Below are 16,345 nucleotides of genomic sequence, written 5' to 3' on the forward strand. Positions count from 1 at the left end.
TGCTGTTTGGTGACAGTCCTGTGACGGTGGGCTTCAGTCCAGGTGCAGTTCGACCCGGTTCCGACCGCCGTGCTTGGCGCGGTAGAGCGCTTCGTCCGCCTGCTTGGACAGCTGGTTGATGTCGAGATCGTCCCGCAGCCGGGCGATGCCGCAACTGAACGTGCAGGACAGGTCGTTGGGCTGTGCCGGGTAGCGGATCTCGGCGAAACGACGGCGGATTTCCTCCAGCACCCGATGCGCCGCTTCCAGGTCGGTATCGGGCAGGACTACGGCGAATTCCTCGCCGCCGTAACGGCCGATGTGGTCGGTCTTGCGCAGGCGCTGCTTGAGGAACAGCGCGAGGCTTTTGATCACCCGGTCGCCCATGGGGTGGCCGTAGGTGTCGTTGACTTTCTTGAAGTGGTCGATGTCGAGCATCGCGAAGCACAGCGGCTTGCCTTCCCGGCGCGCGCGGGAGCTGGCGTCTTCCAGCAACTGCAGCGTGTGGGTGTGGTTGAACAGGCCGGTGAGGCTGTCGCGCACCATGCGCGCCTTGAGGCTGCGCGCACGCTTGGCGCGGGTACGCACCGTGGCGATCAGGTGGCGCGGCTTGATCGGCTTGGTGAGGAAGTCGTCGCCGCCCTCGCTCATCGCATCCAGTTGCTTGTTCAAGTCGTCTTCGGCCGAGAGATAGATGATCGGGACGCTGACATAGCGCTCGTGCTGGCGGATCACCTTGGCCAGCTCGGTGCCCAGGCACTCGGGCATGTACATGTCGAGGATGATCAGGTCCGGCTGGAAATCGGCCAGGGCCAGCAGGGTCTGCACCGGCTCGGTTATGACGCGGGTGACGACGCCGGCGGAGTTGAGGACCAACTCGGTATGGGTGGCCTGGGCGCGGGAGTCATCGACGATCAGCACCTTGAACGGGTCGTAGTGGGCGGTGCGGGTCAGGGTTTCCAGCTTCTCCAGCAGGCTGGAGGCATCCAGGGCGCCGGTGAAGAATTCCTGGCCGCCAGCGCGCACGGCAGCCAGGCGGTTCGGGGCGTCAACTTCCTCATGGCTGAAGAAGATGATCGGCAACTTCTGTTCCAGCCCTTGCTGGGCTTCGCGGGCCAGCTCCAGGCCCTTGCCCGGTCCGGAAAAATCCACTTCCAGCACGATGGCCGCCGGGTGCCGCTCGGTCATGGCCGAGCGAAAGGCATTGGCACTCTCGAAGAGCTGGGCGTTGAGACCGAAGAATTCCAGTTGCTGGGCCAGGCGCTCGGCGCGGTCCTCACTCTGCAGCGCCAGGTACACCGGCTTGCGCAGGGGCGGCAGGAAGGTCTGCTCGAACTGGTCGCCTTGCCGCAGCCCGGTGCGCGACAGGCGCTGCATCAACAGGCTGAGTTCGGTGATCAGGTCGCTGGACAACCGGCCACGATTTTCCTCGACGCCGCGCAGGCAATTGCCGATGGCCACCGCCAGGCGTGTGTGCTCGGGCTGCTCGAAGCGTTCCGCGTAGCGCTGCAGGTACAGACTGGCCTCAGCCAGCTCGGTCATGCAGGCCGGACTCCACTCGCTGCGTTGCAGGCGCTGCCAGATTTCCAGCACGTGCCGCGCCTGGTTGATCACCCGCTGGGCGAAGTGGTTCTTGAGTCGGTCGCGGCTGGGGTCTTCATGCTCGGTCATGGCCGGAAGTGTCGCCTGGAGACGATCTAAGTGATGGCGCCATGCTATCACCTTGTAGAAGGTACGCCAGTGCCATCTGTCCCGGATTCGCGTGATTCGTCAGATAAGCATCGCCAGCAAGATGGCGCCAGGGTCGATAACCTGCGCGCACCGGATGATGGTTTGGCTCGCGGCCACTGCGCCGCGCGTGCTCATCCCTTATAGTGCTGAACTCGGCCACAACCACCGCGAAGGACCGTGGTCGAACCTTCCCTTGCTGATCGAAATTCGAAGGACACTGCCATGCTGGACTGGAAGAAGCGTATGGGCGATGCGCGTGAGCGCGTCGATGATTCGGTTGACGATGTGCGCAGCTACCTCGGTGGCATGTGGATGAGTCGCGCCCTCGGCAGCCTGCTGGTGGTCTATCTGATCGCCTGTGTGGTGGTGGGCTGGTACTGGAGCCGCGAGCCCGACCTCTTCCCCGTGCAGCAGAACGCCCAGGCCGCCGCCGATCGTGCCGGCCGCCAGATGGTCAGTGGCTATACCACCGTGGAAACCCTCAAGACCGTCGGCCAGACCCTGCTGGACAAGAGCGGCGGCTACGTTTCCAACGACCTGGCCCCGCCCGGTCTCTGGCTGGACAACATGCCGAGCTGGGAATACGGCGTGCTGGTCCAGGTGCGTGACCTGTCCCGCGCCCTGCGCAAGGACTTCGCCCGCTCCCAGTCTCAGTCCACCGAAGACCCGGACCTGGCCAAGGCCGAACCGCGCTTCAACTTCGACAACAAGAGCTGGGCGCTGCCGGCCTCCGAGTCCGAGTACCGTGAAGGCATCCGCTCGCTGGATCGCTACCTGGCCCGCCTGGTCAACCCGAACCAGCCCAATGCCCAGTTCTATACCCGCGCCGACAACCTGAACAACTGGCTGGGCGACGTTGCCACCCGCCTGGGTTCGCTGTCCCAGCGCCTGTCCGCCAGCGTTGGCCGCGTGCGCCTGAACACCGATATCAGCCCGGAAGCCGCCGCTGCCTCCGGCAAGGTGCCGGAAGTGAGCGAAGAGATCGTCGAGACCCCTTGGCTGCAGATCGACAACGTCTTCTATGAAGCCCGTGGCCAGGCCTGGGCGCTGTCCCACATCCTGCGCGCCATCGAGGTCGACTTCGCCGATGTGCTGGCGAAGAAGAACGCCACCATCAGCGTGCGCCAGATCATCCGTGAACTGGAGGCCGCCCAGGAGCCGCTGTGGAGCCCGATGGTGCTCAATGGCAGCGGTTACGGTGTGCTGGCCAACCACTCGCTGGTGATGGCCAACTACATTTCCCGCGCCAACGCTGCCGTGATCGACCTGCGCCAGTTGCTGGAGCAGGGCTGATGGCCATCGACGCGCGCGAGGCGGCCCATCGCGCCGCCTCGGATGCCGAGCGGGTCGCCTGGGTCGACGAGCAGGACCGCCCCCTCGGCGGCCTGCCCCGCGCCGAGCTGCGTGAGCGCGGGCTGATCTCCCGGGGCACCTTCATCCTGCTGTTCAACTCCGCCGGCCAGCTCTGCGTGCATCGCCGCACCCTGAGCAAGGCGCTGTACCCGGGCTACTGGGACGTGGCGGCTGGCGGCATGGTGCAGGAAGGCGAGGGCTACGCCGAATCCGCCGCCCGTGAGCTGGAAGAAGAACTCGGCGTCGGCGGGGTGCCCCTGCGCGAGCATGGCCGCTTCTACTTCGACGAGCCGGGCAACCGTCTCTGGGGCGCGGTGTTTTCCGCTGTGTCCGACTCGCCGCTGAAACTGCAGCCGGAAGAAGTGATGGAAGCGCGCTTCATGTCGGTGGACGAGGCGCTGGCCGTCGAGCCCTGCTGCCCGGACTCCCTCAAGGCACTGAAGCTGTACCTCGCATCACGGTCGTAATGCCGTTGGGTATCGCTGCGCTCCACCCAACCTACGGGGTTGAGTGTTCCTGTAGGAGCCAGCTTGCTGGCGAACCCTTCGCGAGCAAGCTCGCTCCTACAAGGGAGGTAGTCGTTCCCGCTTGGCCAAAGGCCTGCCAAACCCGCGCCAGTCGCGGGTTTGTGCAATATTCCGGACCTTTTCGTGCGGGATGCTGCACGAGGTCGCCAATCTGTCGATCAATGGCGCATTTTCGTACTTAGCATTCGCCGCGAATGCTGATAAATTTCGCCGCCTTTCAAGCCCGGCCACACACCGGGTTGCGCTGCCCCTGCCAGAGTGGGGCTTCGCGGTCGGCTCCCGCCGACCAGTCGCTATCCTGACCCCTACGAGGAAAGCCGGTGGTCAAGAAAGCTTCGTCCTTTGCCGCCCTTGGCGGCCTGGTGTACTCCACCGACAGCGGCCGGCATTGCCCGGATTGCCGCCAGCCCATCGATGCCTGCATCTGCAAGCAAGCCACGGTGCCTGCTGGCGATGGCATTGCCCGCGTTCGTCGTGAATCCAAGGGTCGTGGCGGCAAGACCGTCACCACCATCAGCGGCGTGCCGCTGGCGGGCGACGAGCTCAAGGAGCTGGCCACTGCGCTCAAGCGTCGTTGCGGAACCGGTGGAGCCCTGAAGGACGGCGTGATCGAGATCCAGGGCGACCACGTGGACCTGTTGCTTGAAGAACTCGCCAAGCGCGGCTTCAAGGCCAAGAAATCCGGCGGCTGAGCCACGGCTTTCTAAACTGACCGTCATTGCAACGGTCAACACTCCAACGTCACACGACCGAATTAACCTGTCCGCGCCCGCCCGGCACGATCCGGCGGGCATGGCCCTTTTCTATCCCATAGGGGGAAACCGATGTCTGCACGACGCACTCGCAAGGACGATGGCACCAGCTGGACCGTGGCCGACAGCCGCAGTGTCTATGGCATTCGCCACTGGGGGGCCGGCTATTTCGCGATCAACGAAGCGGGCCGCGTCGAAGTGCGCCCACGTGGCGCCGGCAGCGCGCCGGTGGATTTCTTCGACATCGTCAGCGACCTGCGCGAGACGGGCCTGTCGCTGCCGTTGCTGGTGCGCTTCCCCGACATCCTGCAGGACCGCGTGCGCCAGCTGACCGGTGCCTTCGACGCCAACATCGAGCGCCTGGAATACCAGAGCAAGTACACCGCCCTGTACCCGATCAAGGTCAACCAGCAGGAAGCGGTGGTGGAAAACATCATCGCCACCCAGAACGTCTCCATCGGCCTGGAAGCCGGCTCCAAGCCCGAGCTGCTGGCCGTGCTGGCCCTGGCGCCGAAAGGCGGCACCATCGTCTGCAACGGCTACAAGGACCGCGAGTTCATCCGCCTGGCGCTGATGGGCCAGAAGCTCGGCCACAACGTCTTCATCGTCATCGAGAAAGAAGCCGAGGTGGAGTACGTCATCGACGTCGCCGCCGAGCTCAAGGTCGCGCCCCAGGTGGGCCTGCGCGTGCGCCTGTCGTCCCTGGCCTCGTCCAAGTGGGCCGACACCGGTGGCGAGAAATCCAAGTTCGGCCTCTCCGCCGCGCAGATCCTCTCGGTAGTCGAGCGCTTCCGCAAGGCCGGCCTGGACCAGGGCGTGCGCCTGCTGCACTTCCACATGGGCTCGCAGATCGCCAACCTGGCCGACTACCAGCACGGCTTCAAGGAAGCCATCCGCTACTACGCCGAACTGCGCAACCTCGGCCTGCCGGTCGACCACATCGACGTCGGTGGCGGCCTGGGCGTCGACTACGACGGCACCCACTCGCGCAATGCCAGCTCCATCAACTACGACATGGACGACTACGCCGGCGTGGTCGTGGGCATGCTCAAGGAATTCTGCGACGCGCAGGGCCTGCCGCACCCGCACATCTTCTCCGAGAGCGGTCGTGCCATGACCGCGCACCACGCGGTGCTGGTGATGCAGGTGACTGACGTCGAGCGCCACAACGACGAGGTGCCGAAGTTCTCCAACCTGGAAGAGCAGCCGGAAATCGTTCGCTGGCTGGCCGAGTTGCTGGGCCCGACCGACGCCGAGATGGTCACTGAGACCTACTGGCGCGCCACCCACTACATGGGGGACGCCGCTACTCAGTATGCCGAGGGCAAGCTCACGCTCGCCGAGAAGGCCCTGGCCGAGCAGACCTACTTCGCTATCTGCCGCCGCCTGCACAACCAGCTCAAGGCGCGTCAGCGCTCCCACCGTCAGGTGCTGGATGAGCTGAACGACAAGCTCGCGGAGAAGTACATCTGCAACTTCTCGGTGTTCCAGAGCCTGCCGGACACCTGGGCCATCGGCCAGGTGCTGCCGATCATCCCGCTGCACCGCCTCGACGAAGAGCCGCTGCGTCGCGCCGTGCTGCAGGACCTGACTTGCGACTCCGACGGCAAGATCAACCAGTACGTCGACGAGCAGAGCATCGAAACCAGCATGCCCGTGCACGAGGTGCGCGAAGGTGAGGACTACCTGCTGGGCGTGTTCCTGGTGGGTGCCTACCAGGAAATCCTCGGCGACATGCACAACCTGTTCGGCGACACCGACTCGGTGAACGTCTACCAGCATGACGACGGCAGCGTGTACCACGCGGGCATCGAAACCCACGACACCATCGAAGACATGCTGCGCTACGTGCACCTGTCCCCCGAGGAGCTGATGGCGCTGTATCGCGACAAGGTCTCCAGCGCCAAGCTGAGCCCGCGCGAGCGCACCCAGTACGTCGACGCCCTGCGCCTGGGGCTGACCCGCTCGTCCTACCTGTCGTCCTGACAGTTGCGGTGAATGGAAAAGCCCGGCCTAAGCGCCGGGCTTTTTTGTGGGCTCTTGTAGGGGCGAATTCATTCGCCATGCGGGCCGCAGGCCTGCCCATTCCGGACGCCACCCGACCAACCCCCTGGCAAAATTCCTAATCCGGCGCTTTCATACCCTCCAGCCTTTCAACCTGTCGGGAGCTCCACCATGCCACGCGTCCTCCTGCTCGAATGCAGCCCCAACGACCTGGCCTCGCCCGGCGGTCAGCTGGCCCGGGAAATGGCCCGACGCATCCACCCCAAGGCCGAGGTGATAGTGCGCAACCTGGTGCGCGAACCGTTGCTGCCAATTTGCGCCGAATATGCCGAGGCAGTGGTGCGCCACTCGGATCGGTCGGACGAGTGCTTCGCCTTGTCCGAGCAACTGATCGGCGAGCTGGAGCGCAGCCACTACCTGATCATCTCCACGCCCATGCACAACTACATGGTGCCGGCGGCGCTGAAGCTCTGGCTGGACTACGTGGTGCGTATCCGCCGCACCTTCGAAATGCATGGCGGCCAGCGCATCGGCCTGCTGGAGGACCGGCCGACCTTCGTGGTGCTGAGTTCAGGCGGCCACTACCTGGGCGCCAAGGCCAAGCAGATGGATTTCCTCTCCCCCTACCTGCGCCACGTGCTCGGCATCGTCGGCCTGCACCATGTGGAATACCTCCACCTGCAGGGGCTGGCCGATGGCGAGGAAGCCGTGAACGCCGCGCTCCAGCAAGCCAGGGAGCGCCTGTCATTCAACCCGGTATTCGCCCCCGAGCCCTTCCCCGACGTGCAGTTGTAGGTTCGATGCCGTACGCCGATGGTGGACCGGTGAAGCGTGGTCCACCCTACGACCGTAGGTTGGTGCAGAGCGAAGCGAAGCCCAACAAGGCGGTGCTTGCACCGCCCTCGTTTCAGCTCGCGATCACCCCATAACCCCGCGCCATCAGCACCGCGAACAGCGGCAGCAGAAGCACCAGCAGCAGTTCCAGGCGAATCACCATGATCACCGCCTTGGCCTTGCCGGGGCTGACCTGCGGCACCTGGCCAGCCTTCAATGCATTGCGCCAGTTGAGGAAAACGAAGGTGGGGAAGCCGGAGAGCAGGGCGATCAGCCCGAACAGTCCCATCTTGGCGTGGAACATCGAGTTGGTGAGGTAGTAGTCCACGCCCTTGCCGTACCAGAACACCCGCGCCAGGCCGGTGACCAGCACCGCGCCTGCGGCGACACCGTAGGCGATGTCGATGCGCACCAGGCTGCGCGCGCGCTCAAGGTCCAGTGGCAGCTTGAACAGGCGATGCTCCAGGACGAGCAGGGCGAAGAGCACGAAGATCGAGAGGAAATGCAGGTAGGCGGCGACGGCTTGTCCCATGGAAACTCCTTCAGGTCATCAGGTTTTCGTTGTCGTTATCGTGCGGCGAACCAGGCGTCGCGGCGTTGCAGGTGCCACGCCAGGTACCCCAGGCTGAGCCCACGCACCGCCATGAAGGCGAGGAAAGCCAGCCAGAGTCCGTGATTGCCGAGAAACTGTAGCCCCCAACCCAGTGGCAGGCTAAGGACGACGGCGACCAGCATGGCGTCGCGCATCTCGCGGGCCCGCGTGGCGCCGATGAAAAGGCCGTCCAGCAGGTAGCTCCAGACGGCAATCAGAGGCAGCAGCGCGAGGTAGGGTAGGTAGGTGTGGGCGACCTCGCGGACCGTCGCGATATCGCTCTGCATGTTGATGAACAGCCCGCCGGCAAAAGCGAAGAACAGCGCGAAGCCCAGGCTCGCCAGTAGCGACCAGCCCCCAGCCACCAGCAGCGAGCGGCGCAGGGTCAGGCGGTCACGGGCGCCGATGGCATGGCCGCACAGGGCCTCCACGGCATGGGCCAGGCCGTCCAGGGCGTAGGCGGTCACCAGCAGGCCGTTGAGCAGCAGGGCGTTGGCCGCCACGGTGGCGTCGCCCATCCGGGCTCCCTGCACCGTCAGCAGGAAGAACACCAGTTGCAGCGCCAGGGAGCGGATGAAAATGTCGCGGTTCACCGCCAACAGTGGCCGCCAGTTGCGCCACCGTTGCAGCGCCGGCCAGTCGATGTGGCCCGGATAACGGTGCAGCGCGCCACGGGTGAGCGCCAGGCCGATCAGCGCGCCGCTCCATTCGGCGATCACCGCCGCCCGCGCCGCACCGGCTACGCCCCAGTCCAGCCCGAGGACGAACCACAGTGCCAGCGCGATATTGGCCAGGTTGGTGCCCAGCAGGATGGCCAGGGGCGCACGCGCGTTCTGCGTGCCGAGGAACCAGCCCACCAGGGCGTAGTTGGCCAGGGCCGCCGGCAGGCCAAGCAGGCGCAGGTGGAAGAACTCGCGGGTCAGCGAGTCCAGTTCGGCCGAGGGGTTCATCAGCTTCAGGGCCAGGTCGCTGAAGGGCACCGCCAGCACGCCCAGCAACAGCGCCAGGCCCATTGCCAGGCCAAGCCCTTGCAGCAGCACCTGGCGCAGGGCGCCGCCATCCGCGCGGCCCGCGGCCTGGGCGGCGAAACCGGTGGTGCCCATGCGCAGGAAGCCCAGCACCCCGAGCAGCAGCATGTACAGCGTGCTGCCCACCGCCACGGCGCCCAGCTGGTGAGCGTGGGGCAAGTGGCCCACCACCGTGCTGTCCACCAGGGCGACCAGGGGCACGGAAATATTCGAGAGGATCATGGGCGCGGCCAGTGCCCAGACCTTGCGGTGGGTCGGGGAATGCCGCCAGGCGTCGAGGAACAGGCTCATGCAGGGCTCCAGTCAGGCCGCGCAGTATAGCGGCGCGATGTTTCGTGAGCTGCATCGCTCCTGCCGTCATCCGGATGCCACCGGAACGCCCGGCTGGTCTATAGTTCGCGGCTTATACGCACTCCCCAACGAGAGCCTGTCATGCCGAAGAAAGGACTACTTCTGGCCCTGGTGCTGAGCCTGCTCAGCGCCTGCGATTCCTCCACCCCCGAGCAAGCCGCAAGCAAGTCGCCACCGGCTGCCGATCAATCTGCGGCGCGCCCCGCCGCCGACACCGCCTCCCTGGCCAAACGCTATGCCGGCCGCGAACTGCAGGTGATAGACGTCTCCGAGGTGCAGCTCGACGGCGCCAGCGCCTTGTCAGTGACCTTCTCCGTGCCGCTCGACCCGGAACAGACGTTCGCCGAGCGGCTGCACCTAGTGGATAGCCGGGACGGCACGGTGGACGGTGCCTGGGAGCTCTCCGACAACCTGATGGAGCTGCGCCTGCGTCACCTGGAGCCCAAGCGCCAGCTGGTGCTGACCATCGACCCCGGCCTGCGCGCAGTGAATGACGCGCGGCTGGCCGAAGAGCACGTCACCCGCCTGGAAACCCGCGACCTGCAGGCCACCGTCGGCTTCGCCAGCCGTGGCTCGCTGCTGCCCACGCGCCTCGCCGAAGGCCTGCCGGTGATCGCGCTGAACGTCGACAAGGTGGATGTGGACTTCTTCCGCGTGAAGACTGAATCCCTGCCGGGCTTCCTCGCCCGCTGGGGCAAGCGTGGCGCCCTGGACGTCTGGGAGGCCCGCGACATGCTGAAAATGGCCGACCTGGTCTACACCGGCCGCTTCGACCTCAAGCCCGCGCGCAACACCCGCGAGACCCTGCTGCTGCCCATCGCCAACCTTGAACCGATGAAGCAGCCGGGCGTCTACCTCGCGGTGATGAAGGAGGCCGGCAGCTACACCTATTCCAACCCGGCGACCCTCTTCACCCTGAGCGACATCGGCCTTTCCGCCCACCGCTACAGCGATCGCCTGGACATCTTCACCCAGGCCCTGGAAGGCGGCGCCGCGCAGGCCGATATCGCCCTGGAACTGCTGGACGGCGAAGGCCGCGTGCTGGCCGAAGGCAAGACCGACGGCAAGGGCCACGCCGAACTGCCGCTTGCGCCCAAGGCTGAGGTGCTGATCGCCCGCAAGGATGAACAGACCAGCCTGCTGCGACTGTCCGCACCGGCACTGGACCTGGCCGAGTTCGACATCGCCGGTCCTGCCAGCCATGCCCTGCAGTTCTTCGTCTTCGGCCCGCGCGACCTCTACCGCCCCGGCGAGACCGTGCTGCTCAACGCCCTGCTGCGCGACGCCGATGGCCGCGCAGTGGACGGCCAGCCAGTGACCGTGGAAGTGCGCCGCCCCGACGAACAGGTCAGCCGCCGCTTCGTCTGGGAAGCCGGGGAGGGCGGTTTCTACCAGTACCAGCTGCCGCTCGCCGCCGAGGCGCCCACCGGCCGCTGGCAACTGCTGTTCGACCTGGGCGACGGCAAGCCGCAGCTCTATGAATTCCTCGTGGAAGACTTCCTGCCCGAACGCATGGCCCTGGAACTCAAGGGCAGCGATCAGCCCTATGCGCCCGGCGACAACGCGCGCTTCCAGGTCAGCGGCCGCTACCTCTATGGCGCGCCGGCTTCCGGCAACCGCCTGACCGGCCAGCTCTACGTGCGTCCGCTGCGCGAAGCGGTGAAGGCGCTGCCCGGCTACCAGTTCGGCTCGGTGATGGAGGGCGAACTGAGCCAGGACATCGAACTGGACGAAACCCAGCTGGATGCCGACGGCAAGACCGAGCTGAACATCGAAACCCGCTGGGCCGAGGCCAAGTCGCCCGTGCAACTGATTCTCCAGGCCAGCCTGCAGGAATCCGGCGGCCGCCCGATCACCCGCCGCCTGGTGCAACCGGTCTGGCCGGCCGAGCGCCTGCCGGGTGTGCGCGCGCTGTTCGACGGTGAAGAAACCGATGCCGACGGCGTCGCCGAGTTCGAGCTGCTGGTGGCCGACCCCGACGGCAACAAGCTGGCCGCCGACGACCTCAAGGTGCGCCTGGTGCGCGAGCGCCGCGACTACTACTGGAACTACTCCGAGAGCGACGGCTGGACCTACCACTACAACGAGAAGTACCTGAACCTCTCTGAAGAGCAGGTGCAGGTGGCCGCCGGCGGCACCGCCAAGGTCAGTTTCCCGGTGGAGTGGGGCCCCTACCGAGTCGAAGTGGAAGACCCGCAGACCGGCATCACCAGCAGCCTGCGCTTCTGGGCCGGCTATCGCTGGCAGGACAACGCCGAAGGCGGCGCGGTACGTCCGGATCAGGTGAAGCTGGCCCTGGATAAGCCGGGCTATAACGCTGGCGACACCGCGAAAGTCACCGTCACCCCGCCCAGCGCCGGCAGCGGCTACCTGCTGGTGGAATCCGCCGAGGGCCCGCTGTGGTGGCAACCCATCGAGGTGCCGGCCGAAGGCAAGAGCTTCGATATACCCGTCGCCAAGGACTGGGCGCGCCATGACCTCTACGTCAGTGCCCTGGTGATCCGCCCCGGCGAGCGCAAGGCCAGCGTCACGCCCAAGCGCGCCGTGGGCCTGCTGCACCTGCCGCTGGATCGCGCGCCGCGCAAGCTGGCGGTGTCCCTCAGCGCACCGGAGAAGATGCGGCCCAAGCAGCCGCTGAAGGTCCAGGTGCAGGCGAAGAACGCCGATGGCAGCGTGCCGAAGTCGGTGAATGTGCTGGTGGCCGCGGTGGACGTGGGCATTCTCAACATAACCAACTATGCCACGCCCGATCCCTTCGCCAGCCTGTTCGGCCGCAAGGGCTACGGCGCCGACCAGCTCGACGTCTATGGCCAACTGATCGAAGCCGGCCAGGGCCGCCTGGCTACCATGGCCTTCGGTGGCGACGCCGCGCTGGCCGGTGGCGGCAAGCGTCCGCAGACCAGCGTCACCATCGTCGCCCTGCAGAGCGCGCCGGTGGCCCTGGACGAGCAGGGTCAGGGTGAGGTCAGCCTCGACATCCCCGACTTCAACGGTGAACTGCGCCTGATGGCCCAGGCCTGGACCGACGAACGCTATGGCATGGCCGAGGCGAAGACGGTGGTGGCCGCACCGCTGGTGGCGGAACTCGCCGCGCCGCGCTTCCTCGCCGGTGGCGACCAGACCACCCTGGCGCTGGACCTGACCAACCTGTCCGGCAAGCCCCAGCGCCTGGATGTGCAACTGGAAAGCAGCGGCCAACTGGATCTTGCCCAGAGCGCCGGTGGCCAGACCGCGCCCATCCAGCTCAAGGATGGCCAGCGCACCACCCTGCGCATCCCGGTGCGCGCGGTGGGCGGTTATGGCCAGGGCCACTTCAAGGTGACGGTCAACGGCCTGGAGCTGCCAGGCGAGAACCTGCCGCCGTTCAGCCGCGAATGGACCCTGGGCGTGCGTCCGGCCTATCCGGCGCAGCTCAAGCAATTCCGCGCGGTGCTCAAGGGCGATGCCTGGAGCCTGCCGGCGGGGACCTTGGATGCTTACGAGCCGGACGGTCGCGAGGCCCTGCTGCAGCTGTCCAGTCGCCCGCCGCTGAACCTCGGCGAGCAGGTCCGTGCCCTCAAGGCCTACCCGTACGGCTGCGCCGAGCAGACCACCAGCGGCCTCTACCCGTCGCTCTATGCCGACGCCGCCTCCCTCAAGCGCCTTGGCCTGGAAGGTGAGCCGGACGACACGCGCCGCAAGTCCATCGACCTCGGCATCGAACGCCTGCTGGGCATGCAGCGCTACAACGGCAGCTTCGGCCTGTGGAGCGCCGACAGCGAAGAGGAATACTGGTTGACCGCCTATGTCACCGACTTCCTCCTGCGCGCCCGTGACCAGGGCTTCGCCGTGCCACCGGAAGCCCTGACGAAAGCCAGCGAGCGCCTGCTGCGCTACCTGCAGGAGCGCAGCCTGATCGAAGTCAGCTACAGCCAGAACGCCGACCACACCCGCTTCGCCGTGCAGGCCTACGCCGGCTACGTCCTGGCCCGCAGCCAGCAGGCGCCGTTGGGCGCGTTGCGCAGTCTGTGGGAACGCCGGGCCGATGCCCGCTCAGGCCTGCCGCTGGTGCAACTGGCGGTGGCCTTCAAGCTGATGGGCGATGCACCGCGCGCCGACGAGGCCCTGGAGTTGGGCCTGCGCTTCCAGCGTGACAGCCACGACTGGCTGGCCGACTACGGCAGTCCGCTGCGCGACCAGGCGCTGATCCTCGCCTTGCTGGAGGAGAACGACCTGGCTGCCAGCGCCCGCGAACAGCGCCTGTTCGACCTGGCCGACCTGGTGGCTGGCGAGCGCTGGCTCTCCACCCAGGAGCGCAATGCGCTGTACCTGGCTGGCCGCGGCCTGCTGGGCAAGCCCGAACCGAACTGGAGCGCGCAGCTCAGCGCGGGCGACCAGCAGCGCGAGCTGAGTAACCAGCAACCCGGCCTGAAACTGGACGGCGCACTGCTGACCGAGCCGCTGAGCATCACCTCCGCCGGCAGTGAGCCGCTCTACCAGCAGCTGACCCTCTCCGGTTATCCGCTGACGGCCCCGCACGCAGGCGGCGAGAACCTCGCCATCTACCGCGAGTTCCTCGGCGCGAATGGCGAGCGGCTTGACCTCAACAGCCTGGACAGCGGCGAACTGGTGCTGGTGCACCTGGCCATCGAAGCGAAAGAGCGCGTGCCCGACGCCCTGGTGGTGGACCTGCTGCCGGCTGGCCTGGAACTGGAAAACCAGAACCTCGCCCAGAGCGCTGCCAGCCTGGACGACGCCAGCAGCGCGGTGAAGGAGTGGCAGAAGTCCATGCAGAACGCCGCCATCAAGCACCAGGAGTTCCGCGACGACCGTTACGTGGCGGCCCTGGATGTCAGCGAGTACGGCACCACCCACCTGCTGTACCTGGCCCGCGCCGTCACTCCCGGCAAATACCGCGTGCCGCCGCCCACGGTGGAGTCCATGTACCGGCCGAATTGGCAGGCGCTGGGCGAGGCGCCGGAGCAGTTGGTGGTGAGGGGTAAGTAAGGGCCGAGCCGTAGCCCCCTCTCCCAGTCGGGAGAGGGGGCAGACCCTCAGCTCGGGATGATGTGGTCGCCGCCCCCGAAGATCGCCGTTACCTGTTGAACGCCGGTGATGGTGACCAGCTCAACGAAATTCGCCCCTCCAGTGCTGCCGTTGACATCCACCTGCACGGAGATGTCTGTACCGACCTGCACCGCTTTGACGTAGTTGGCGATATCCCCTGACAACGGGGTGACGATCAGCGCTGAGATATCAAGCTTGTCTCCCTCGGACGCGCTGTAGTCGGAGATGAGGTCCTCGGCCTCGCTGAGGCTGTTGAACCTGAACAGGTCAGCGCCGTTGCCGCCGGTCAGCACATCCGCACCCAGGCCGCCGTACAACACATCGTTGCCAGCTCCGCCAACGAGCGTGTCGTTGCCGGCACCGCCGCGCAGCTCATCGGCGCCACCGCTGCCAGTCAGACTGTCATTGAATGCCGAACCAATCAGCCCTTCCATGTTCTTGTAGGTGTCGGACCCCAGGCCAACTGTGGACAAGTCGACAGTGGTGTTGCTGTTGCTTTGCACCAGCGTGAGGCTGAGCGCTGCAGTAGCGTCGGACAGATCGAGCAGATCGCTGCCTGCACCGCCATCCAGAACATCGCTTCCACCGCCTCCGCGAAGAATGTCATTGCCGCTGCTGCCGGTCAGGGTGTCGCCGAAGGCCGAACCGATCACGCCTTCCATGTTCTTGTAGGTGTCTGTGCCGATTCCGGCCAGGGCTCCCGCGTTCCAGAAACCGTTGCCCGAATCGCTGCCTTGTTTGAGGGTGAAGTTGAGTGAACCGGTGGCATCGGAGAAATCGAGCATATCGATGCCATCACCGCCATCCAGCACGTCGCTGTCTTCGCCCCCGCGAAGGCGATCGTCGCCACTACCGCCAATGAGCGTGTCCACCCCATTCCCGCCGACGAACAGATCGCTTGCGACCGCTCCGGTCAGGGCGTCCGCGTTGCTGCCGCCGTCGAGAAAGGCTGCCTGATAGTTTTTGCCAACAAGGCTGACGTCGGAACCGCCGTTGGTGGAGACGAGATGGACCGTCACGGTTCCCGTGGCTGTTCCGCCGGCATTGTCCGAAAGGGTGTAGGTGAATGTGCCAGTGGGGGCGGACGGGTTGTTGCCGCTGGCGAAGGTGATCAGGCTGTTGTTCGAGTCTCCGACGAATTTCACATCGGAAATCGCGCCTGTTCCTTGACTAAGACCGGTGATGGACAGGAACGACCCATCGACATCGGAGTCATTGCCCAGCAAGGCGGCGACCGAGAAGACGATGCCCGTGCCATTGGCTGTGCTGAAGGCCGCCGTGTTGTTGGACACGTAAAGCACATCGTTGACCGCGACTGGCGCAGCGTTCACCTGGGTAGCCGTGACCGTGATGCCCAGGTTGTCGACGTCGCTGGCGCTGCCGTCGCTGGTGGTCATGGTCAGGGTGTCGTTGCCGCTGAAGTTCGCGGCAGACAGGTAGCCGATATTAGCGGCCAGCGTCGTGTTGATCTGGGCGAGCGTGCCGCTGAGGGTGAGCATCGCAGTGTTGAGCCCCCCAATGGAGGCTCCGCCCGAAATGGACTGCGCGGAGAGCGTGCCGTGGGCGACCTGCAGCGTCACGGTCAGGTTGCCCGAGCCAGCATCCACATCGGCGACGCTCAGGCCACTGATGTTCTTGGGGGTTCCTGCCGGAGTGGTCTGGGCGCCGGGCAGGGTGTTGACCGGGGCATCGTTGACCGGGGTGATGTCGAGGCTGGCACTGCCGGTGGCGCTGAGCGAGCCGTCGCTGACCGTGTAGCTGAAGCTGACGGACGTGTCGTCGTTCAGCGCTGGCGTGTAGTTCCAGGTGCCGTTGCCATTGTCGACCAGGCTGCCGCTGCCGGCGCTGATTTGCAGATTGGTAGCCGTCAGTGCCGGGCCGTCGACATCCGACGCATTGCCCAGCAACTGGGCCTGGGTAATCAGGCGGACACCGCTGTCCTCGGCGATGGCGGCCAGGGTTACCGGGGTTGTGGTCGGTGCGTCGTTGACCGGAGTGATATCTAGCGTGGCACTGCCGGAAGCGCTGAGCGAACCGTCAGTGACCGAGTAGCTGAAGCTGACGGACGTGTCGTCGTTCAGCGCCGGCGTGTAGTTCCAGGTGCCGTTGCCATTGTCGACCAGGCTGCCGCTGCCGGCGCTGATTTGC

The 16,345-nt window shown here is 66.0% G+C and carries 10 protein-coding genes; 6 read left to right on the forward strand and 4 right to left on the reverse strand.

Features of this window, described 5'->3' with window-relative positions; translation table 11 throughout:
- Positions 1-33: 33 nt before the first annotated feature.
- Positions 34-1,650 (reverse strand): PleD family two-component system response regulator, encoded by a 1,617-nt coding sequence (locus E8F06_RS20875; RefSeq protein ID WP_280370592.1) that lies wholly within the window; start codon positions 1,648-1,650, stop codon positions 34-36.
- A gap of 282 nt (positions 1,651-1,932) precedes the next feature.
- On the opposite strand from E8F06_RS20875, the gene E8F06_RS20880 reads away from it, so the two are divergent.
- The 5 genes from E8F06_RS20880 to E8F06_RS20900 all read left to right on the forward strand — a co-directional run bounded on the left by E8F06_RS20880 (position 1,933) and on the right by E8F06_RS20900 (position 7,141).
- The gene (locus E8F06_RS20880) at positions 1,933-3,003 is read left to right on the forward strand and encodes a DUF2333 family protein (protein ID WP_280370594.1); all 1,071 of its coding nucleotides are present in this window, start codon (positions 1,933-1,935) and stop codon (positions 3,001-3,003) included.
- Entirely contained in the window at positions 3,003-3,530 is a 528-nt protein-coding gene (locus E8F06_RS20885) for an NUDIX hydrolase (RefSeq protein ID WP_280370596.1), read from the forward strand. Before E8F06_RS20880 ends, E8F06_RS20885 begins: the two co-directional genes overlap by 1 nt.
- Positions 3,531-3,910: 380 nt before the next feature.
- On the forward strand, positions 3,911-4,282 hold the full coding sequence (locus E8F06_RS20890) for a translation initiation factor Sui1 (protein ID WP_151137435.1): 372 nt from the start codon (positions 3,911-3,913) through the stop codon (positions 4,280-4,282).
- A 132-nt stretch (positions 4,283-4,414) separates the two neighbouring features.
- The gene (gene speA, locus E8F06_RS20895; RefSeq protein ID WP_280370597.1) at positions 4,415-6,328 is read left to right on the forward strand and encodes an arginine decarboxylase; all 1,914 of its coding nucleotides are present in this window, start codon (positions 4,415-4,417) and stop codon (positions 6,326-6,328) included.
- 189 nt (positions 6,329-6,517) lie between these two features.
- Positions 6,518-7,141: an NAD(P)H-dependent oxidoreductase gene (locus tag E8F06_RS20900; protein ID WP_280370599.1), complete on the forward strand. Its 624-nt coding sequence runs from the start codon at positions 6,518-6,520 to the stop codon at positions 7,139-7,141.
- A gap of 112 nt (positions 7,142-7,253) precedes the next feature.
- On the opposite strand, the gene E8F06_RS20905 is transcribed toward E8F06_RS20900, so the two are convergent.
- Together E8F06_RS20905 and E8F06_RS20910 are read right to left on the reverse strand one after the other, a co-directional pair.
- Complete coding sequence (locus E8F06_RS20905; protein ID WP_280370601.1) at positions 7,254-7,712, reverse strand: DUF2214 family protein; 459 nt, start codon at positions 7,710-7,712, stop codon at positions 7,254-7,256.
- A 35-nt stretch (positions 7,713-7,747) separates the two neighbouring features.
- Positions 7,748-9,091 (reverse strand): MATE family efflux transporter, encoded by a 1,344-nt coding sequence (locus tag E8F06_RS20910; RefSeq protein WP_280370602.1) that lies wholly within the window; start codon positions 9,089-9,091, stop codon positions 7,748-7,750.
- Between the two features lie 141 nt (positions 9,092-9,232).
- Here E8F06_RS20910 and E8F06_RS20915 point away from each other — a divergent pair, with 141 nt between their 5' ends.
- Positions 9,233-14,137 carry an alpha-2-macroglobulin gene (locus E8F06_RS20915; RefSeq protein ID WP_280370604.1) on the forward strand — a complete coding sequence of 1,635 codons (4,905 nt, stop codon included), beginning with the start codon at positions 9,233-9,235 and terminating at the stop codon, positions 14,135-14,137.
- A 47-nt stretch (positions 14,138-14,184) separates the two neighbouring features.
- Here the strand turns inward: E8F06_RS20915 and E8F06_RS20920 are convergent.
- The coding region (locus E8F06_RS20920; RefSeq protein WP_280370606.1) for a cadherin-like domain-containing protein at positions 14,185-16,345 on the reverse strand (2,161 nt) is incomplete at its 5' end.

Source organism: Pseudomonas sp. BN411, assembly GCF_029871235.1.
Taxonomy (GTDB): Bacteria; Pseudomonadota; Gammaproteobacteria; order Pseudomonadales; family Pseudomonadaceae; genus Metapseudomonas.